This is a genomic window from Anaerococcus senegalensis JC48 (assembly GCF_000321005.1).
GTDB lineage: Bacteria > Bacillota > Clostridia > Tissierellales > Peptoniphilaceae > Anaerococcus > Anaerococcus senegalensis.
The window spans coordinates 773,100-792,858 of the sequence record NZ_HE578907.1 but is presented as its reverse complement, the minus strand read 5'-3'; the positions used below and the strand labels follow the sequence as shown (position 1 = coordinate 792,858).

Annotated in this window: 19 protein-coding genes, 1 tRNA gene and 1 pseudogene; 20 read left to right on the top strand and 1 reads right to left on the bottom strand. The window is 27.9% G+C overall.

Annotated elements, in window-relative coordinates:
- Positions 1-73: 73 nt before the first annotated feature.
- The 11 genes and pseudogenes from ASHG_RS04060 (at position 74) to ASHG_RS04015 (ending at position 9,290) form a co-directional block, all read left to right on the top strand.
- Positions 74-568 carry a DUF5673 domain-containing protein gene (locus ASHG_RS04060; RefSeq protein WP_040397689.1) on the top strand — a complete coding sequence of 165 codons (495 nt, stop codon included), beginning with the start codon at positions 74-76 and terminating at the stop codon, positions 566-568.
- A 72-nt stretch (positions 569-640) separates the two neighbouring features.
- Entirely contained in the window at positions 641-1,432 is a 792-nt protein-coding gene (locus tag ASHG_RS04055; RefSeq protein ID WP_040397688.1) for a type III pantothenate kinase, read from the top strand.
- The gene (dusB, locus tag ASHG_RS04050; RefSeq protein WP_040397687.1) at positions 1,410-2,375 is read left to right on the top strand and encodes a tRNA dihydrouridine synthase DusB; all 966 of its coding nucleotides are present in this window, start codon (positions 1,410-1,412) and stop codon (positions 2,373-2,375) included. The genes ASHG_RS04055 and dusB overlap by 23 nt, the downstream gene beginning before the upstream one ends.
- Before the next feature lie 6 nt (positions 2,376-2,381).
- On the top strand, positions 2,382-2,855 hold the full coding sequence (gene greA, locus ASHG_RS04045) for a transcription elongation factor GreA (protein WP_040397685.1): 474 nt from the start codon (positions 2,382-2,384) through the stop codon (positions 2,853-2,855).
- Between the two features lie 8 nt (positions 2,856-2,863).
- Positions 2,864-4,762, top strand: a complete 1,899-nt coding sequence (gene lysS, locus ASHG_RS04040) for a lysine--tRNA ligase (protein WP_040397684.1) — start codon at positions 2,864-2,866, stop codon at positions 4,760-4,762.
- A 149-nt stretch (positions 4,763-4,911) separates the two neighbouring features.
- Positions 4,912-5,433 (top strand): ClbS/DfsB family four-helix bundle protein, encoded by a 522-nt coding sequence (locus ASHG_RS04035; protein WP_040397683.1) that lies wholly within the window; start codon positions 4,912-4,914, stop codon positions 5,431-5,433.
- Between the two features lie 32 nt (positions 5,434-5,465).
- Complete coding sequence (locus tag ASHG_RS04030; protein ID WP_040397681.1) at positions 5,466-6,095, top strand: HAD-IA family hydrolase; 630 nt, start codon at positions 5,466-5,468, stop codon at positions 6,093-6,095.
- Between the two features lie 526 nt (positions 6,096-6,621).
- Complete coding sequence (locus ASHG_RS04025; protein WP_040397679.1) at positions 6,622-7,728, top strand: adhesin domain containing protein; 1,107 nt, start codon at positions 6,622-6,624, stop codon at positions 7,726-7,728.
- Positions 7,729-7,766: 38 nt separating this feature from the next.
- A pseudogene (locus ASHG_RS09575) lies at positions 7,767-8,198 on the top strand (G5 domain-containing protein); the annotation flags it as partial.
- A gap of 219 nt (positions 8,199-8,417) precedes the next feature.
- Positions 8,418-8,558, top strand: a complete 141-nt coding sequence (locus ASHG_RS09325) for an NPXTG-anchored protein (RefSeq protein ID WP_244264245.1) — start codon at positions 8,418-8,420, stop codon at positions 8,556-8,558.
- Between the two features lie 129 nt (positions 8,559-8,687).
- Positions 8,688-9,290, top strand: a complete 603-nt coding sequence (locus ASHG_RS04015; RefSeq protein WP_040397677.1) for a DNA-3-methyladenine glycosylase — start codon at positions 8,688-8,690, stop codon at positions 9,288-9,290.
- A 101-nt stretch (positions 9,291-9,391) separates the two neighbouring features.
- Here the strand turns inward: ASHG_RS04015 and ASHG_RS04010 are convergent, their stop codons facing one another.
- On the bottom strand, positions 9,392-10,309 hold the full coding sequence (locus ASHG_RS04010; protein WP_040397676.1) for a diacylglycerol/lipid kinase family protein: 918 nt from the start codon (positions 10,307-10,309) through the stop codon (positions 9,392-9,394).
- A gap of 88 nt (positions 10,310-10,397) precedes the next feature.
- Between ASHG_RS04010 and ASHG_RS04005 the strand changes: the two genes are divergently transcribed.
- The 9 genes from ASHG_RS04005 (at position 10,398) to ASHG_RS03965 (ending at position 19,732) form a co-directional block, all read left to right on the top strand.
- A complete protein-coding gene (locus ASHG_RS04005) occupies positions 10,398-10,754 on the top strand; it encodes a PaaI family thioesterase (RefSeq protein ID WP_040397675.1) in 357 nt (118 codons plus the stop codon).
- A 117-nt stretch (positions 10,755-10,871) separates the two neighbouring features.
- The gene (locus tag ASHG_RS04000; protein WP_040397674.1) at positions 10,872-12,194 is read left to right on the top strand and encodes a sodium-dependent transporter; all 1,323 of its coding nucleotides are present in this window, start codon (positions 10,872-10,874) and stop codon (positions 12,192-12,194) included.
- An 18-nt stretch (positions 12,195-12,212) separates the two neighbouring features.
- Positions 12,213-13,529, top strand: coding sequence for a sodium-dependent transporter (locus tag ASHG_RS03995; RefSeq protein ID WP_040397672.1), 1,317 nt, complete (start codon positions 12,213-12,215; stop codon positions 13,527-13,529).
- A gap of 68 nt (positions 13,530-13,597) precedes the next feature.
- Positions 13,598-14,857, top strand: a complete 1,260-nt coding sequence (locus ASHG_RS03990; RefSeq protein ID WP_040397670.1) for a CapA family protein — start codon at positions 13,598-13,600, stop codon at positions 14,855-14,857.
- 74 nt (positions 14,858-14,931) lie between these two features.
- Entirely contained in the window at positions 14,932-15,522 is a 591-nt protein-coding gene (locus ASHG_RS03985) for a phosphatase PAP2 family protein (protein WP_040397668.1), read from the top strand.
- A gap of 52 nt (positions 15,523-15,574) precedes the next feature.
- Positions 15,575-15,661 (top strand) — tRNA-Leu (locus ASHG_RS03980).
- A 198-nt stretch (positions 15,662-15,859) separates the two neighbouring features.
- Positions 15,860-18,502: a DNA polymerase I gene (gene polA, locus ASHG_RS03975; protein WP_040397667.1), complete on the top strand. Its 2,643-nt coding sequence runs from the start codon at positions 15,860-15,862 to the stop codon at positions 18,500-18,502.
- On the top strand, positions 18,489-19,079 hold the full coding sequence (gene coaE / locus ASHG_RS03970; protein WP_040397665.1) for a dephospho-CoA kinase: 591 nt from the start codon (positions 18,489-18,491) through the stop codon (positions 19,077-19,079). The genes polA and coaE overlap by 14 nt, the downstream gene beginning before the upstream one ends.
- The gene (locus ASHG_RS03965) at positions 19,076-19,732 is read left to right on the top strand and encodes a lytic transglycosylase domain-containing protein (protein ID WP_040397663.1); all 657 of its coding nucleotides are present in this window, start codon (positions 19,076-19,078) and stop codon (positions 19,730-19,732) included. Before coaE ends, ASHG_RS03965 begins: the two co-directional genes overlap by 4 nt.
- Positions 19,733-19,759: the final 27 nt, after the last annotated feature.

Here is a 19,759-nt window from a genome sequence, read left to right as displayed (position 1 = left end):
TTATTAAAATTTGGCTTTATTTCATTTTTGAAAAAAGCCTTATTTTTTAAGTTAAAATAAAATAGGAGGAGATATGAATAATAAATTTGACAAATTCATTATATTAATTTATTTAGGACTTATAGCATGGCTTGGATATAGACTTTTTAAAAGTAATAAATCCAAGAAGAATTTAGAGGGTCAAATAAAAAGTTTTGGTAAAAAAACAACTACAATGGAATATATTTTATTTGGACTTTTAATTTTGACAGGTGCAATTAATTTATATCAAGGTATAAATACTAAAAATCAAACAGCATTAATTACAGCATCTGTTATGATTGTTATGGGGTTTGTATTTTTCTTAAATACTAAAACTAAAATTTATATCGCAGAAAATGGAATTTTATTAAACGATTCTTTTTTCACATATAAACAACTAAAAAAATGGGGATTTGATAAAGAACGTGGTAATCTTGTTATTTTAACAAAAAAAGATCACCAAGAAAGTCAAGAATCAACACAAGTTAAAAAAGAAGATATAAATGAGATAAATAGCCTAATTAGAAAATACAAATTGGGCAAGTAAGCTTGAAATAATCAGCAAGATGATGTATCATAAAATAGTTAATGTTTAGATTATAAAAATTTAGGAGAAAATATGCTACTAGTAGTAGATGTCGGCAATACAAATACAGTAATTGGCGTTTACAATAAAAAGAAATTAAAAACAAAATTTAGGATTACAACAAATCAAGTTGTAACAAGCGATGAATTAGTACAAAGTTTATATAACATTCTTGCAATTCATAAAATTGATAAGGATAATATAGAAGATACAATTATATCATCGGTAGCACCAGATGTTCTATATTCTTGGCAATCTGCAAATAGAAAATTTTTTGGTAGAGAAGCAATTATAGTAGGAATTGGAACTAAAACAGGAATCGATATAAAATATGACAATCCAAGAGAAGTTGGTGCTGATAGGATAGTAGACGCTGTTGCAGCTTATGAAATGTATGGTGGGCCTACTATAGTAGTAGATCTTGGAACTGCATCAACTTTTGATGTGGTAAATAAAAAAGGCCAATATTTGGGAGGATCAATTGCACCAGGACTTAAAACAAGTTTAGATGCTTTGATAAATAGAACAGCTCAACTTCCTAGAATCGAACTTCATGATCCAAAAACAGCCATTGCAAAAAGCACTACAGAAGCTATAAATGCTGGAATGATATTTGGATATATTGGTTTAATAGATGGAATAATTGAACAACTAATAAAAGAAATTACTAAAAAAGACAAGATATCAAAAGATGAAATAAAAATAGTTTCAACAGGAGGCTATTCGGAACTTTTGGCAAAAGAATCAAGATATATTGAAATAGTAGAAAATGATCTTACTTTAGAAGGCTTAAGATTAATATATGAGAGAACAATTAAAAAATAAACAAATAATGCTTGCTCCCTTGGCTGGAGTTTCAGATGTTGGTTTTAGGTTGATCTCAGAAAAATATGGGGCAGACAAAACATTTACCGAAATGGTATCTGTAAATGCCCTATATTATGATAATAAGAAGACTGAAGATCTTCTTTTTATTTCAGAAAATGAAAAAAATTGTAATATACAATTATTTGGATCAAAACCTAAAGTAATCGAAAAAGTAATTAAAGATAAAATAAATTATATAGAAAAGTCCAAAGAAATTTCCTTTAATATGGGTTGTCCTGTGGCAAAAATCACAAAAAATGGTGAAGGAAGTCAGCTAATGTCAAATCCAAAATTAGTTGAGGAAATTTGTAAAACTTTGAGAAAATCTACTGACAAAAAATTAAATATAAAATTTAGGCTAGGAATTGACGACAAACATATAAATTATCTAGATATAGGAAAAATTGCCCAAGATACTGGAATTGATTATGTGATTTTGCATGCAAGAACAAAAGAGCAAATGTATTCTGGAAATGCAAATTGGGATCATATAAAAAAATTAAAAGAAAATTTACAAATCCCAGTAATAGCAAATGGAGATATTTTTTGTGTAGAAGATTTTGTAAATGTAATTGAAAATACAAAAGCTGACGGAGTGATGCTTGCAAGAGGAGCCATGGGCAATCCTTTTTTATTTAAAGAAATAAAAGATTATGTAAATAAAGGATCTTATGAAAAACCAACGCCTATACAAATAATTGACCAACTTATAGAACAATATAAAATAGAATTAAAATATAAAAAAGAAAAATTAGTAGTAACGCAAATGAGAAAACACCTATCATGGTATATAAAAGGACTTAAAAACTCAAGTAAAATCCGTGATTTGGTTAATAAATTAAATACAATAGAAGAAGTGATGGATGCCCTAGAAGAATATAAATCCACACTGAAAGGATGATTAGAAATGACAGAGAAAAAAGAAGTAATACTATCAAAAGAATATTTACAAAAATTACAAGATGAATTAGAATATTTAAAAACAAAAAGAAGACCAGAAATTGCTGAAAAAATTAAAGAAGCTAGATCATTCGGAGACCTTTCTGAAAATGCTGATTACGATGAAGCAAAAAATGAGCAAGGTGAGGTAGAATCTAGGATTGCAAAAGTTGAAGATATGATTAGACATGCTAAGACTTTTGAAGATTCTACAAACAAAGATGAAGTTAGCGTAGGAAGTAAAGTTTTAATTCACGATGAAGAATTTGATGAAGATTTTGAATATAAAATTGTAGGTACTGCAGAATCAAATCCACTTGATGGATTTATTTCAAATGAATCACCAGTTGGAGAAGCCTTGATTGGAAGGAAAAAAGGGGATAAAGTAGAAGTAGCTACACCAAACGGAAAGTGCTATTACACAATTAAAGAAATAAGATAGGAGTGAATATGGCAAATAAAAATCAAGACCTAAATGAGATGCTTCAAATTAGAAGAGAAAAGCTAGAAAAATTAAAAGCTGATGGTAAAAATCCTCATACAATTGTAAATTTTAGAAATAGAACCCTATCAAAAGAAATTAAAGATAATTTTGAAGAATTTGAAGGAAAAGTTGTAAGAGTAGCTGGTAGAATTATGGCAAGACGTGGCCATGGTAATATGAGCTTTATGGATGTGCAAGATTCTCTTGGACAAATTCAAGTTGTAAATCGTAAAAATGTTATGGGCGATAATTTTAAAGAAACAAAAGGCTATGACATTGGAGATTTGATCGGAATTGAAGGTAAAGTTTTTAAAACTAACCAAGGGGAAGTTTCAATAGAAACAGAACATGCAGATTTATTAACCAAATCCTTACAAATTTTACCAGAAAAATGGCATGGATTAAAAGATCCTGATATTAGATATAGACAAAGATATGTTGATTTAATTGTAAATCCAGAAGTTAAAGATGTTTTTGTTTTAAGAAGTAAAATAATTTCAGAAATTAGAAGATTTTTAGAAAATAGAGGTTTCTTGGAAGTAGAAACACCAATATTAAATACAATAGCTGGTGGAGCAACTGCAAGACCATTTATAACTCACCATAATAGTTTAGATATAGGAATGTATTTAAGAATAGCATCAGAACTTTATCTAAAAAGATTGATAGTTGGTGGATTCGATAAAGTTTATGAAATAGGCAGAATGTTTAGAAACGAAGGAATGGATGCTACTCATAACCCAGAATTTACAACTATGGAATTATACCAAGCTTATGGCGATTTTGAAGATATGATGGAAATCACAGAAACAATGGTAGAAGATGTAGCTAAAAAAGTTAAGGGTAGCACAATTGTAGAATTTGATGGAAATGAAATAGAACTTAAGGCTCCTTGGAGAAGAGTTTCTATGATTGATGCTGTTAAAGAATATTCTGGAATAGATTTTAATGAAATAACAGAATATGAAGATGCAGTTAAGATTGCTAAAGAAAAAAATGTAGAAGTTAAAGAGACAAGAGGCGAAATCATAGCAGAATTTTTCGATGAATTTGTTGAAGAAAAACTTATCCAACCTACATTTATAGTTGATTATCCTGTAGAGATTTCACCACTTGCAAAAAGAAAAAATGATGATCCAAGCTTAACTTATAGGTTTGAAGCCTTTATAAATGGTTCAGAAATTGCAAATGCCTTTTCAGAATTAAATGATGCTGTTGATCAAAAAGAAAGATTTTTAGATCAAGTAGCAAAAAGAGAAGCAGGTGATGATGAAGCCCAAATGATGGATTATGATTTTGTAAATGCTCTTGAAGTTGGTATGCCTCCAACAGGTGGACTAGGAATTGGAATTGATAGATTGATTATGATTCTTACAGGTCAACATTCAATTAGAGACGTATTACTTTTCCCAACAATGAAGCCAATTGGTGAAGAGAAAAAAGCAATTGAAAAAAATCAACATTCAATAGAAGAAGCAGCAGAAGATATTGATTTTACTAATGTTGTTGTAGAAGATTTATTTGAAGACCAAGTAGATTTTGAAACATTTTCAAAATCAGATTTTAGGGCTGTAAAAGTTTTGGATTGTAAAGAAGTTCCAAAATCTAGAAAGTTATTAGAATTTACTCTTGATGATGGAAGTGGAGAAAATAGAACTATTTTATCAGGTATAAAAGCTTACTATAGTCCTGAACAATTAGTTGGAAAAACACTTCTAGCAATTACTAACCTTCCTCCAAGAAAAATGATGGGTATAGATTCATGTGGAATGATTTTATCAGCAATTCATGAAAAAGATGGGCAAGAGAAATTAAATCTAATAATATTAAAAAATAATATACCAGCAGGGGCTAAGATATATTAATAAAATTATTAAAAGGTTGATAATAATCAGCCTTTTTTTGTTGGAAAATTTAAATACTGATAATTTTTTCTTGTAGAAAGCTATTAATAAGTATATATGATATAATTAATTCTATAGAAACTTAGAGTTTTAAAAAATCGGAGTAATTTATGAGAACTTATGGAAATAGAGAAGAGTTGAAAGCTGAAATCAATAAGAAATTTGAAAAATATATTTCGGAATTTGATGATATTCCAGAAAATTTTAAAGATAAAAGAGTTGAAGAAGTTGATAGAACTCCAGCTGAAAACCTTGCTTATCAAGTTGGATGGACTACACTTGTTTTAAAATGGGAAGATGATGAAAAGAAAGGCCTTGAAGTTAAGACGCCATCTGAATATTTTAAGTGGAATCAACTTGGCGAATTATATCAATATTTTACGGATACTTATGCTCATTTATCACTAAAAGAATTAAAGGAAAAATTAAGAGGAAATATTGAGTTAATGTATGAAATGATTGACTCATTAAGTGATGATGAATTATTTAAACCACATATGAGAAAATGGGCTGATGATGCAACAAAAACGGCAGTTTGGGAAGTATATAAATTTATTCATATAAATACAGTAGCACCATTTGGAACTTTTAGAACAAAAATTAGAAAGTGGAAAAAATTTGTCTTGAATTAATAGACATTTTTAAAAAATAGAAAGGATAATATATGATAAAAAATATTATATTCGATCTTGATGGAACTATTTCGAAATCCGCTCCTGGAATTTTGAATGCTTTTGAATATGCCTTGGAGAAAATGGGAAAAACATATTCTAGAGATGATTTATATAAGTACATTGGACCTCCTTTAAGAGATTCTTTTGTAAAAGAATTGGGAGAAGAATCAGCTGATAAAGGAGTTGATTATTATAGACAATATTATTTTAAAAAAGGAATTTTTGAAACTGAAATTTATGATGGGATAAAAGAATTGATACAAAAATTACATGATTGTGGTTTTGATATTTATCTTGCCACGAGTAAGGGAGAAGAATCTTCTAAGAAAATACTAGAATATTTTGGAATTTTAAAATACTTTTCTTATATTTCAGGATCATCAGATGATAAAAACACAAAGAAAAAAGTGATTGAGCATCTTCTTAGTAAAAATAAGCTAGATAAAAACGACTCTATTATGATTGGAGATAGGTCTTACGACATAGAGTCAAGTAAAGAACTTAAATTAAAATCTATTGCTGTAGCTTATGGTTATGGTAATAAAGAAGAATTTAAAAATGCGACATACATTGCCGAAACCCCTAATGATATTATTGAAATTATAAAAAACAAGTTTTAGAAATAAATATTAATTTTTAATACCCACTTTACTTTAGATAAAAGTAAAGTAGGTATTTTTTAAATAAAAGGTTAATTATAGAAATCATAATATTATAAAAAATATTTAAATGATAACAGGATTTATAAAAATATGATATAAATAGTGCAATAAAATAAAAATAGGAGGGAAAAATGAATAAGAGTAAGAATATTATAGCATTAGCATTATCAGTATCTTTTTTTATCGGTTTAGCAAACGTTTACTATGCTGATGAAACAACTTCAGATATTACCAGCTATGTAAGTTAAAAAGAATTAATAGAAAATAAAAATAAATATTCATATCAAATTGAAAACACAGAAAACAAAAATGTTACAGAAGTAAAAAATGATTCTATAACAGAAGAAAATAATAACCTTCAATTATCTGAAGATAAAACACCAGAAACCCAGCAAGCAGGACAAAATTCTACTTAGCCAAACTATGCAGGTGATGAAAAGAAATAAAAGATTTTAATGACTCTGAACGTTACTGTTCTACCCAAATGGAGCAAGGTAATGGACCAACTCATTTATCAACTGAATCTAATATGGATTCTAAAGACGGGTTTAGCTACAAGAATTTAGAACCATCTGCAACCAGCGAAGATAAAACTAAGTGGGGTATGGAGATTGAAATCGACAAGAAAAAAGGTCAAAGCACCTACACCGACTTTGGTTTTACTAATACTGGTAATATGGCAGAAGTTCTTGACTCTGAAAGTGTGAGTTCTAAAAAAGAAGGTGAAAAGCTTGCAGAAGGATTTAAAGATTCTAACTATAAAGCTCAATCAGAAGTAGAAATAACAGCTAGTAAGAAACAGAGAAACTTAAACCTCTATGCATCAGAAGATGATATAAAACATATAAATAATGTTGATAATAAAAATACTACTATGGCATGGGAAGAAGGTCATTATACAAAAGATAATCCTAGCGGTTTAAAAGCTACCGAAGGTCCTAATGTTGCTTTTACCTTTACAATAAATCCATGGCCAAATGAGAATGATAGACTATCACTTATAAAGCTTAATGGGACTGATGACCAAAAAGAATTTGTCCAAGGTCAAACTATTACAACAAAGGTAAAAGTAGAAAATCTTGACGAAAATGCAAGGCTTAGACTAGTAGGTCAAGTTTACCATCCTATAACAGGAGAAGTCGTTGAAGGTGCGAAGGCATACATAAATGACGAAGGTAAGGTAGTAGTTGATATGCCAAAAGGTGCTGTAGATGAAAATGGAAATATAAACAAAGATTCTATATTCTACAAAGACCCTAAGTACAAGGGCATCCAAAACTTAGAAGTAAAATTCTTCGCTCGTCCTAGAACCAAGGCCGAGTTTGAACAAAATATTGCTAATAATGATGAAAATTATGGAACATATACACAAACTGGTGCAGGCACAAGGATAATAAATCACAGGGGAGAAGATGTAGAGGTTGACCTCCAAGGCATAGATCGTTACGACCACTATAACCTTATAAGTGGATTTAAAATAAACCTTGATGATACAAGATATTACGATCAAGGATTTATTGACGAATATAATGATGAAAACCTAGAAGCTAGTAGTCAAGTTATAGAAAAAGAAGGTAAACTAGGTAATTGAGAAGTTACTATTACTCAAAAGGTAAAAGATTCTAAACCATTAGAAAATCAATCGAGATTATAGAAACTATCACAGAAAAAGAAGATAGAATTGTAGGAATTGGTATAAAACCAGTAGAAAGAAAAAATGAACTTGGACATGATACTACCGAATATAGATACAATCCTGACCTAAAAGAAGGTAAAACAAAGACAAGCGAAGAAGGTTCTAAGGGATATGTAAAATATGCAACTACTTTCAACAAGGAAACTGGTAAGCTCGAAGTAAAAGAAGAACTAGTTGAGCCAACAAATAAGCTTGTAGAATATGGTGCTAAGACTATTGGTGAATTCACTTACGAAAGTGAAAAAGCTTATGATATCATAATTAGAGAAAATCCAGACCTTGAAGCAGGAAAGACTAATGTAATCCAAGAAGGAAAAGTAGGAAAAACTGAAACTACAGTTAAGATAGAAAACAGTAAAGAAGTTTACAGAACTACTAAGACAATCACAGAAAAACAAGATAAGATTATAGAAGTCGGAACTAAAAATGTCTGCGAAATTCCACCAACAGATCCTGAAGATCCAGAAAACTCAGAAACACCAGAAGGCTCTCAAAAACCTGAAGATTCAAAAGAAAAAGATAAAGTAAACAATGAAAAAAATAATAAAACTATAAGTGTTAATAATGAAAAACCATCAAGAAAAATGAAAAAAGGTAATATAATTAAAAGTTCCGATATTAACAAAGATAATCCTAATACTGGTGTAACAATCTTATCAATAGTTTTATCAAGTTTAGGAATATCATTATCCACCCTAGTTTTTTCAAAGAAAAAGAAAAAATAGGGCTTTTAAAAAATGTTAGATTTTTAATCTAACATTTTTTATATTTTCTTAATTAAAAGTTATCATAGCTTTTATTTTTTTATTAATATTGTAAAATATTAAATATAGAATTATATTTAGGGGAAAATTATGTTGGATAGAAATTTTTTTAGAAAAGATACAATAAAACTTGCTAAAGATTTACTAGGCAAAGTTTTTGTTAGAAAAATTGATGGAAAATTAATAAGATCAAGAATAGTTGAAACTGAGGCTTATTTGGGAATTAATGATAGAGCAAGCCACACATTTAATGATAATAAAACAAATAGAAATAAGATAATGTATATGGATTGCGGGATATTGTATGTGTATTTAACATATGGAATTCATTATTTATTAAATATATCAAGTGTAGGAGAAGGAGTTCCTGAGGCTGTTTTAATAAGGGCGATTGAACCTTTGGATAATTTTGATGTATTTGCAAACAATAGATTTGGTAAAGATTATAAGGATTTAAATTCATATCAAAAGAAAAATTTAAGTAATGGTCCTGCAAAATTAACAAAAGCTTTAAAAATTGATAAGTCTTTTAACGGTAAGGATATTTTTTCAAATAATTTTTATTTAGAAAATGGAGATAACAATTTTGAAATAGTAGAGTCAAAAAGAATTGGAATAGACTATGCCAAAGAGGCAAAAGATTATCTTTATAGATTTTATATTAAGGATAATAATTATGTATCTAAGTTCTAAAGTTTAGAATTTTTAATAATATATCAGTAAAAAAGCTTTTGTAATTTCAAGTTTTATAATTTACAAAAGCTTTTTATTTTTATATAATAATTTGTTTAATTTTACATATCAGGATAGGACCAAGTTAAAGCTTTTTCAATTATTTCAAAATTAATTTCTTTACTTTGAAATATTTCTCCATCTATATTTGCTAAAATCGGTCTATCAGATTTTATTTTTCCTTTTTTAATTTTTATCTCATCTAAGTATTTTGAATTTTCTAAAAGACCAAATTTATATCTTATAATTAAAGATGGCAATAAAATGTTTGGAAGTTTTTTTGCGAAAACTAAATTTAAAATTCCATCATCTATTTTTGCACTTGGTGCTGGATTAAAACCAGATCCATAATATCCTCCATTACATATAGCACTTAGCAAAAAATCATCTTTTATATTTATTTTCTCATTATTCTTATCATATAAAGTTAAAGAAAGATTTAGATAGGATAAATGTTTTAAGGATTTAATTACTCCAAAAAAATATGCTTTCTTACCTAAAGATGGTTTTTTATCTAAATATTCATATGCTTTTTTTAAAACTACTGTATCAAAACCCAAAGATAAAACATTTATTCCGACCTTATCATTTACTTTGATTAGGTCAATCTTTTTTTCTTTTATGTTTAATAGACTTTCTAATTTGAAATTTTTGTATGGAAAATTTTTGGAAAAGTCATTGCCAGTTCCCATTGGAATTAATCCTAGGCTTGTATTTTCTAGATCATTTTCATAAATTACATTGCAGATTTCATTTAAAGACCCATCTCCACCTCCTACAATTATTGTTTTTTTAAAATTTTTATATATATTAATAAATGATTTGGCAGCATCAATAGCATGATTTTCATATTTTGTTCTAATTATTTTAATATTTTCTCCAAAATATTTTTTATCATAAATTTTTTCTATATCTTTTTCATTAATGTCGAATTCAGTTTTTCCTGCCTTTGACGATAATATAAATAATGTTTTTCTCATAATTTTACCTTCGCTTTAAGATTATACCATTATTAAAGTATTTATAAAAAAATGATATAATTGCCTTAGTTATAAGAAAGGAAGATTTATGAATTTTGTTGATTATTTAGAAATGGAATACGTGAAAGATGAAGATGGAGAAATTATTACAAAAATTCCTATCAAAGATTACTGTATGAATATTAATGGTATTGTCCATGGGGGAGTGACTTTGACATTAATTGATACTGCTTGTGGTAAGAAGGCCTCTGAATATTTTGAGGGTGAATTTGTAACAAGTGATAGCTATGTGAATTTTGTAAGAGCAGGTAAAAATACAAAATTTTTATATGCAAAATGTAAGACTAAAAAAGTAGGTAGAAAACTTATGAATATAGATTGCGATGTTTTTGATGATAATAAAAAACTAATTGCAATTGGCAGATTTACTTTTATGAAAATATAAATTTAAATTTATTGACTCCTAAAAATATTATTTTACAGATAATAGATTTATGATATAATAAGTCAAGTGCAATAGGACACCAATACCTTGGTGTACTAAAGTAAAAAGGAGTTATATATGGACAAAGAAAAAAAATTTTCATCTAGGTTAGGATTTATCCTGACAGCAGTGGGAAGTGCCGTAGGCATGGCAAATGTTTGGGGATTTCCTTTTAGGTTTCAAGAAGGTGGATTATTTTTCTTATTATTTTATTTAGTTTTTGTTACTCTTTTTGCTTATGTAGGTTTGTCAAGTGAATTTGCAATAGGTAGAAGGGCTGAAACAGGAACTTTAGGCTCTTATGAATATGCCTTAAATTCAAAAAATAAGAAAAAAAGTCATTCTTTTATTAGTAAAAATATAGGTTTTATAACTTTAATAGGAAATTTATTTATTGCAATTGGATATGCAATAATAGTTTCTTATGTATGTAAGGCCTTGGTGGATTCAATAAGTGGTGAGCTTTTGCATGTAAATAGTAAACAATGGTTTGAATCTTTTTCAAATAATGATTATTCAGTTGTTGTTTATCATTTTTTAATAATTTTGGCTACACTTTTAACTTGTATTAAAGGAGCTAAGACGATTGAAAAATCTAATAAAATAATGATGCCTGCATTTTTTGTATTGTTTGTAGTAATAGCCATTTATATTTTTACTCTACCAAATGCCATTGAAGGATATAAATATATGTTTAGGCTTGATTTTGATAAACTAAATATTAATACAGTCATTTCAGCTATGGGACAAGCTTTCTTTTCTTTATCTATTACTGGATGTGGGATGATTGTTTGTGGTTCTTATCTTGATAAAAAGGAAGATATTTTATCAGCTGCAAAATCTACAGCACTATTTGATACCCTATCTGCCTTATTATCATCATGTGTAATTGTTCCATCTATTTTAGTATTTAATTTAGATCAAGCAGGAGGACCAGGACTTTTATTTGAAGTTTTACCAACAATTCTACAAAATATTAAGGGTGGTAGAATCTTTGCAATTATTTTATATTTAGCAGTAATTTTTGCTGGAATTTCTTCTTTACAAAATATGTTTGAAGTTGTCGTTGAATCGCTGATACATAGGTACAAAAATATCACTAGGGTAAAGGCCCTTATATTAATTGGTTTAATTACTTTTCTTGTTGGTGTAAATATGGAAACTATAGGAAAATGGGGTCCATGGATGGATCTAGTTTCAATTTATATTATTCCAATAGGAGCATCAATTGGGGCTATAACTTGGTTTTATTTTTGGAAAAAAGAAGAGCAATTGGAAGAAGTTAATATGGGAGCTAAGAAAAAAGTTGGAGAAAAGTGGCACAAGCTTGGAAAATATGTTTATGTTCCAATAGCAATTGGTTTATCAATACTTGCCTTAGTGTTTAAGGTTACTTTTTAAAATATATGGAGAAAAATTATGGAAAATAATTCGAAATTTAGTAATAAATGGGGATTTATAATGGCATGCGTTGGAAGTGCAGTTGGTCTTGCCAATGTGTGGGCATTTCCCTATAAAATTGGAATGAATGGTGGACTTTCTTTTTTAATACCTTATTTGTTTTTTGTATTTCTATTTGGGCGAGTAGGACTTTCTGCAGAAAGTGCAGTTGGTAGAAAATATAAATCTGGCCCTATGGGGGTTTTTAGAGAAGTTTGGAAATCTAGAAATAAAGAAGGAGTAGGACGAGTTTTAAGATGGATTCCTTTAGTTGGAGTAGTTCTACTTGCGATAGGATATACTGTTGTAATAACTTATGTGTTAAAAGCTTTGATAGATTCAATTACTGGAGTTTTGTTAACACAAGATCCAAATGTTTGGTTTGAATCAATTTCTTCAAAAGATTTTGTTTTAGCAAAAGAGCATTTCTTATTAATAATTATAGTATTTTTTACCCTTGCCTATGGAACCAAGGGAATTGAAAAAACAAATTCATTTATGATGCCATTATTCTTTATTTTATTTATAATTTTGGCTATTAGAATTGCATTTTTAAACAAAGCTGTTGAAGGATATAAATTTATTTTTAGCCTAGATTTTGAAAAATTAATGGATATCAAATTATGGATTGCAGCCATGGGTCAAGCTTTTTTCTCATTATCAATTGTTTCAACTGTAATGGTTGTTTATGGCTCATATCTTCCAGATAGTGAAGATATTGTTCACTCATCAACAATTACTTCAAGTCTTGATACAGTTGCAGCCATGCTTTCAACATTTGTAATGCTTCCTGCAACTTTTGCTTTTGGATTTTCTCAATCAGAAGGACCAAAATTAATATTTGTAGTTTTGCCAAAAGTTTTACAAGAAATAGCAGGAGGAAGAATTTTTGCAATAATTTTATATATTGCTATGGTATTTGCAGGAATTTTATCAGTTCAATCAATGATTGAAACAGTTGCTGAAGCTATTACATCAAAATTTGAAAAATTAAATAGACTTATTGTTTTAGTAGTATTAATGATTATTGTCTTTGTTTGTGGATTATTTTTACACCCTATTGCAAAATGGGGAGCTTGGATGAATTTTGTAACTATATATATCCTACCAATTTCAGCTATAATTGGAGCGATTTCTTGGTTTTGGGTTATGAAGAAAGAAGATTTATTAGAAGAAATAAACAAAAATGCAAAACACAAACATGGGGATGGTTGGTACAAACTAGGGAAATTTTTATACGTCCCACTTGCACTAATTCTTTGTATAATAGCAATAAGATATCAAATTTCTTTTTAATATGACATTATTTATATAATAATATATAATAAAGTAAATATATTGATATTATAAATAAAGGAGTAAAAATGAAAAAAATTAATAAGTTTCAAAGTCTCTTATTAGCAATAATAATTCTATTTTCTTTTTCTTCTTGTAAAAATTTAAAAGAAAATCCTGCTAATAATATTAGTTCTTCAGATATTTCTAGTTCAAAAAAAGAAGTTAGAAAAGAAAATGATAAGAACAAGGACATTATTAAAATTGATAAGAAAAGACCTAAAAAAATTGATGAGAAAACAAAGGATGAAATAATCAATATAAAAGCTGGTGGAGATTTGATGGCTCATATTGATCAAGTTGACTATGCTAGAAATTATGGAAATGGAAAATATGATTTTTCAAATCAATTTGAATATGTGAAAGATTTTTTATTAGATTCAGATCTTACCATAGGAAATTTTGAAACAAGTGTAAGTAAAACAAGAGAACCTTCTGGATATCCTCAATTTACAACACCGAAAGAATATATAAGAGATATCAAAAATGCTGGTTTTGATATGCTATCTACTGCTAATAATCATTCAGTAGATTCTTTTGAACAAGGTATTTTTGATACTATTGATGCTATGGATGAATATGAAGTGGCACATACTGGAACAAGAAAACCAGGAGAAGATAGGTTTATTTATAGAAATGTTAAAGGATTAAAAGTTGCCTTTATGTCTTATACTTATGGAGTAAATGGACTTGATAGTTTAGTAACTGAGAATAAACCAGAAGATGTAATTAATTACCTGGAACCTGAAAAAATAAAAGAAGATATAAAAGAAGCAAAGAAAAATAAGGCAGATTTAATAATAGTTTATCCGCATTGGGGAGTAGAATATCAATCTTATCCTACTGATGAACATATAAAACTTGGAAGAGAAATGATAGATTGGGGAGCAGATCTTGTAATTGGAAATCATCCTCACGTAACACAACCTGCCCAAAAGTATAAAACAAAAGATGGACGAGAAGGATATATTGCTTATTCTTGTGGAAATTTTATAGCTTGCCAATCTTATGATGTGTTGGGAGATATAAGAACAGAGCAATCAGTTTTTTATGATATAAATATTCTTAGAAACAATAAAACAGGAAAAATTAAATTAGGTGATGTCAAAATTCATCCGATTTGGAATGGTCACATGCGTGATGAGAATGGATATTTGGCAAAAGATTTTATGACAGAAGATTTTCTTGAAGGTGGAAAATTTTACGACAAAGTAAATGAAGCCCAAAGAGAAAGAATCAGAAAATGTGATGAAATGATAAGAAAAACTGTAAATACAAAAGTAGAATAAAAAGGCTGCAAGTGCAGTCTTTTTTATTTTCTTTCTTTATGATAAAATTATTCAAAGGATATAAAGGGGAAAATATGAATTTAATAACGAAAATAGACATTTCTATTTTAAATTTTTTACAAAACTTAAAAAGTCCATTGATAGACAAGATAATGACAACTATAACTGCTCTTGGTAATATGGGGATTTTTTGGATATTATTAATTTTGATTTTTCTAACAACAAAAGAATATAAAAAAATGGCAAGGCTAATGGTTCTTTGTCTTTTAGTTAATACAATTATTGTTAATTTAATATTAAAACCTGCTGTAGGAAGAACAAGGCCATTTGAACTTGTTGATGGGGTAAAATTATTAGTTTTAAAACCACAAGATCCATCCTTTCCATCAGGTCATTCAGCAATTTCATTTTGTATGTTAACTGTAATATTATTTTTTTCAAAATCAAAAACTATTAATATAATGTCTACTATACTTGCAGTTTTAATTGCCTTTTCTAGATTATACTTATATGTTCATTTTCCATCAGATGTTATTTTTGGAATTATTATAGGAATTCTCACAGCTGTTGGAACACTAAAATTTTACTACTCTAAAAAAGGACAAAAATTAAAAAATAATATCAAAGAGTTAATATTAGATTATAAAAATTTAAGAAAAATGTAAAAATATTTGCAATAGAAAAAAAATGGTGCTATAATATACAGGTAGTGTTAATGCTGGTGTGTCGGAATTGGCAGACGAGACAGACTCAAACTCTGTTGTTCTCCGGAACGTGTGGGTTCAAGTCCCACCACCAGCACCATTAATTTTTTTATTTTTTTCATATTTGAGCTATACCAAGGGGTATAGCTTTTTTTATATTTGTGGTGTGGGTAACGTGTTGGCAATAATTTTATTAAATATTTTAAAATTAATAAATGTTTATTTAAGTAAGTAGATTTTTTTACTTACTTTTTTTGTGAAAAATAAAATATGTTATACTAATAGAAAGGAGATTTATATGAGTAAAAAAGTAATGCTGATTGATGGATCTAGTTTGATTTTTAGAGCTTTTTTTGCCCTTCCTAATCTTACTAATGCTGATGGTGTTATGACCAATGGCGTTTATGGATTTTTGACTATGTATTTTAGGGCTGTTGAAGAATATAAACCTGATTATATCTTGGTTGCCTTTGATAAAAAGACAAAAACTTTTAGGCATAAGGAATTTGAAGATTATAAGGCAAATAGGGACAAAGCTCCAAATGAACTAAATTATCAATTTGGAATTTTAAAAGATATTCTTGAATCACTTAATGTCAAGTATTTAGATATAGATGGCTTTGAGGCTGATGATATTGTTGGGACATATTCAAAAATTGCAAAAGATGAAGGTCTTGAAACTGTAATAATAACTGGAGATAAGGATTATTTTCAACTTGTAAATGATGATGTTATTGTTTATCTTACAAGAAAGGGAATTTCTCAAGTGGAAGAAATTACCGAAGAAAAAATTAAAGAAGATTATGGCCTTAGTCCTAAACAATTAATAGATGTAAAGGGGCTTATGGGTGATAAGTCTGATAATATTCCAGGTGTTGACGGAATTGGAGAAAAAACTGCCATTAAATATATTAAAAAATATGGGTCAATGGAAGATTTGTATGAAAATTTAGATGATATTAGTGGCAAAAAAACCAAGGAAAATCTTGAAAATTCAAGACAAATTGCCTTTTTATCTAAAAAAATTGGAACTATAGTCACAAATGCTCCTGTTAATTTTAAGATAAGTGATTTAAAGGTATCTGATCCTGATATAAATACTTTGAAGGAGAAATTTTCAAAATATAATTTCAATAAATTTTTGGAAAAATTTGAAGACGGAAATGATGTTCAAAGAGAAGATTTAGATTTTTCTTACTCCTTTACTGATGATGATTTTTCAATAATAGAAGATATTGAAAAAGAAAAGATTTTTTATTTTAAGACTATTTTTGAAAATGATAACTATATACATTCAAAAGCTTTTAAGATTGCAATAAAGTCACCTTCATCCAACACTTTTATCTATAATCCAGACCAAAAATTTGTAGAAAATTTCAAAAAATACTTTGAAGATGAAAATATCAATAAGGTTTCTTTTGATATAAAAGAAGATATAGTACTTTTTAATAAGTTGGGTATAGAAATAAATTTTCCTTATGATGATACTATGCTTATGCACTATCTTATAGATCCTTCAAGATCTTCATATGATTTAAAAACTTTTAGTCAAGCATTTTTAAAATATGAAGTTTTAAATGAAGAAGATTTGTTGGGAAAGGGCAGAAATAAGAAATCTTATAAAGATTTAAGTAATGAAGAGCTTGGAAAATATTTAGCATCAATTATAAATGCAATAGAGGATAGTCTTGATATATTAACTAATAAGTTAAAAGAACTATCTATGTATGATCTTTATAAAGATTGTGAAATTAAATTATCCAAAGTTTTGGCAGATATGGAAATTACTGGCTTTGTATGTGATATAGATGAGCTTGAAAAGATAAAAGATGAAGTTTCACTTGAGCTTAAAGATTTAGAAAAAATAATTTATGAGCTTTCTGGCAGTGAGTTTAATATAAACTCACCAAAACAACTTTCGAAAATTCTATTTGAAGACTTAAAACTTCCAATTATCAAAAAAACAAAGACAGGATATTCAACAAATGCAAAAGTTTTGGAAAAACTAAGAGATAAGCACCCTATAATAGAAAAAATTGAAAGATATAGGGAGATGTATAAGTTAAAATCAACCTATCTTGAAAGTTTAGAAGAATGTATTGACGAGGATGGAAGAATAAGATCAACCTTCAAGCAAAATGTAACAGCTACAGGAAGACTTTCATCAACTGAGCCAAACCTACAAAATCTTCCAATTAGAACAGAAGAGGGAAGAAAAATTAGAAAGGCCTTTAAGGCAGATAATGAAAAAATCTTAATTGATGCAGACTACTCACAAATAGAATTAAGGGTCTTAGCCCACCTTGCAAATGATAAAAAAATGCAAGAAGCTTTTTCTCATGATATAGACATTCATACAAAAACAGCATCAGAAGTCTTTGATACACCAATAGATGAGGTTACAAAATTACAAAGAAGTGAAGCAAAGGCTGTGAATTTTGGAATAATTTATGGAATAAGTGATTATGGTTTAAGCCAAAATTTAAATATTCCTAGAAAAAGAGCCAAGGAATATATAGATAATTATCTCAATACTTATCCTCAAATAAAAAAATATATGAAAGATATTGTAAAAAAAGCCAAGGAAGAAGGCTTCGTAAACACCATATTTAATAGAAGAAGGTATGTTCCAGAAATAAATTCTAAAAATTTCAATGTGAGAAGTTTTGGAGAAAGAGTTGCATTAAACACTCCAATTCAAGGTTCAGCTGCTGATATTATAAAATTTGCCATGATAAATTCATACCTAAATCTAAAAAAAGCTAAGATAGATGCGAAAATTGTCCTACAAATCCATGATGAAATAATCATAGAGGCAAGTAAAAAAGATTTAGAAAAGGCAAAAGAAATATTAAAATCTTCTATGGAAGAGGCGGTAAAATTGAAAGTACCACTTTTAGTCGATATAGATAGCGGAGATAGCATGTATGAATCAAAATAGGATTGTAATAACTGGCACAATATCAAGTGGTAAATCTTCTTTATCAGATATTTTAAGAAAAAAGGGTTATTTTGTTATAGATAGTGATAAGATTAATGCAAAACTTTTAGAAAAAGATCAAATTAATTATAGAGAAATTTTATCATCAGGGGCCTTTAACGAGGCCTTTGAAGATGGGATTATTAATAAAAGAATTCTTGGAGAAATTATTTTTAATGATCCTAAAAAAAGAGAATTGATAAATAAAATAAGCCATAAAAATATTATTTCATATATAAATAAGGAAATAGAAAATTCAAAGGAAAAAAATGTTTTTATTGAAATTCCCTTATATTTTCAAATGAAAGAAAAATTTCCTTGTGAATATGTATGGCTTGTTACTACAAATAAGGATGTACAAATAAAAAGACTTATGAATAGAGATAAAATTGATAAAGATTTTGCCATAAAAAAAATAAATAGTCAAAACTTTTCACTTATGAAAGAAAAGTCAGACCTTATATTTGATAACAGCACAAGTTTAGATGATTTGGAAAAAAAAGTAGATATAGCTTTAGATAATTTGGAGAAAAAATGAAAGCTTTAAAAAGTATTTTTAAAATTTTAGGACTTATAGTAATAGGGATAGTTATGGCAATTATAATAAGTTTTTCAATAGTTGCTTATCAAACTTCAAGACAAAAAATTGCCTACCAAGATGAAATTAAAAAATATTCTGAGAAATATAATATGGATCCTCTATTAATTGCGTCAATAATAAAAGTAGAAAGTGATTATGATAATGGTGCTCATTCTAATCAAAATGCTAAAGGTTTGATGCAATTATTAGATGCATCTGCAAAGCATAGTGCAGAGTTAATAGGAGAAGAATATTATCCGGATAAATTAAAAGATGTTGATTATAATTTAAATTTGGGAGTTGGATATTTTAATTATTTATACAAATATTATAATAATGTAGATTTAGCATTAGCAGCATATAATGGTGGAATTGGAAATGTAGATAAATGGATTAATGAAAAAAAGATAGATAAACATGACCCAGATCCAACAAAAATTCCAGTAGAAGAAACTAGGCAATATGTTATAAAAATTAATTCAAATTATGATTTGATGAAAGTTTTTTATGAAGATGGACTTCCAAGTGACAAAGAATTAAAAAATAGAAGAGAACTATCTATTAAAAATTATAAGAAATTTGTTAAAAAAATATTATTTGATGTCTTCTAATTATTGATTAAAATCATCAAATAATTT

What these genes read in the sequence shown, in the direction of transcription:
- ASHG_RS04060 (WP_040397689.1), top strand. Translation starts at nt 74, where the DNA reads ATGAATAATAAATTTGACAAATTCATTATATTAATTTATTTAGGACTT.
- ASHG_RS04055 (WP_040397688.1), top strand. Translation starts at nt 641, where the DNA reads ATGCTACTAGTAGTAGATGTCGGCAATACAAATACAGTAATTGGCGTT.
- dusB (WP_040397687.1), top strand. Translation starts at nt 1,410, where the DNA reads ATGAGAGAACAATTAAAAAATAAACAAATAATGCTTGCTCCCTTGGCT.
- greA (WP_040397685.1), top strand. Translation starts at nt 2,382, where the DNA reads ATGACAGAGAAAAAAGAAGTAATACTATCAAAAGAATATTTACAAAAA.
- lysS (WP_040397684.1), top strand. Translation starts at nt 2,864, where the DNA reads ATGGCAAATAAAAATCAAGACCTAAATGAGATGCTTCAAATTAGAAGA.
- ASHG_RS04035 (WP_040397683.1), top strand. Translation starts at nt 4,912, where the DNA reads ATGAGAACTTATGGAAATAGAGAAGAGTTGAAAGCTGAAATCAATAAG.
- ASHG_RS04030 (WP_040397681.1), top strand. Translation starts at nt 5,466, where the DNA reads ATGATAAAAAATATTATATTCGATCTTGATGGAACTATTTCGAAATCC.
- ASHG_RS04025 (WP_040397679.1), top strand. Translation starts at nt 6,622, where the DNA reads ATGGAGCAAGGTAATGGACCAACTCATTTATCAACTGAATCTAATATG.
- ASHG_RS09325 (WP_244264245.1), top strand. Translation starts at nt 8,418, where the DNA reads ATGAAAAAAGGTAATATAATTAAAAGTTCCGATATTAACAAAGATAAT.
- ASHG_RS04015 (WP_040397677.1), top strand. Translation starts at nt 8,688, where the DNA reads ATGTTGGATAGAAATTTTTTTAGAAAAGATACAATAAAACTTGCTAAA.
- ASHG_RS04010 (WP_040397676.1), bottom strand. Translation starts at nt 10,309, where the DNA reads ATGAGAAAAACATTATTTATATTATCGTCAAAGGCAGGAAAAACTGAA.
- ASHG_RS04005 (WP_040397675.1), top strand. Translation starts at nt 10,398, where the DNA reads ATGAATTTTGTTGATTATTTAGAAATGGAATACGTGAAAGATGAAGAT.
- ASHG_RS04000 (WP_040397674.1), top strand. Translation starts at nt 10,872, where the DNA reads ATGGACAAAGAAAAAAAATTTTCATCTAGGTTAGGATTTATCCTGACA.
- ASHG_RS03995 (WP_040397672.1), top strand. Translation starts at nt 12,213, where the DNA reads ATGGAAAATAATTCGAAATTTAGTAATAAATGGGGATTTATAATGGCA.
- ASHG_RS03990 (WP_040397670.1), top strand. Translation starts at nt 13,598, where the DNA reads ATGAAAAAAATTAATAAGTTTCAAAGTCTCTTATTAGCAATAATAATT.
- ASHG_RS03985 (WP_040397668.1), top strand. Translation starts at nt 14,932, where the DNA reads ATGAATTTAATAACGAAAATAGACATTTCTATTTTAAATTTTTTACAA.
- polA (WP_040397667.1), top strand. Translation starts at nt 15,860, where the DNA reads ATGAGTAAAAAAGTAATGCTGATTGATGGATCTAGTTTGATTTTTAGA.
- coaE (WP_040397665.1), top strand. Translation starts at nt 18,489, where the DNA reads ATGAATCAAAATAGGATTGTAATAACTGGCACAATATCAAGTGGTAAA.
- ASHG_RS03965 (WP_040397663.1), top strand. Translation starts at nt 19,076, where the DNA reads ATGAAAGCTTTAAAAAGTATTTTTAAAATTTTAGGACTTATAGTAATA.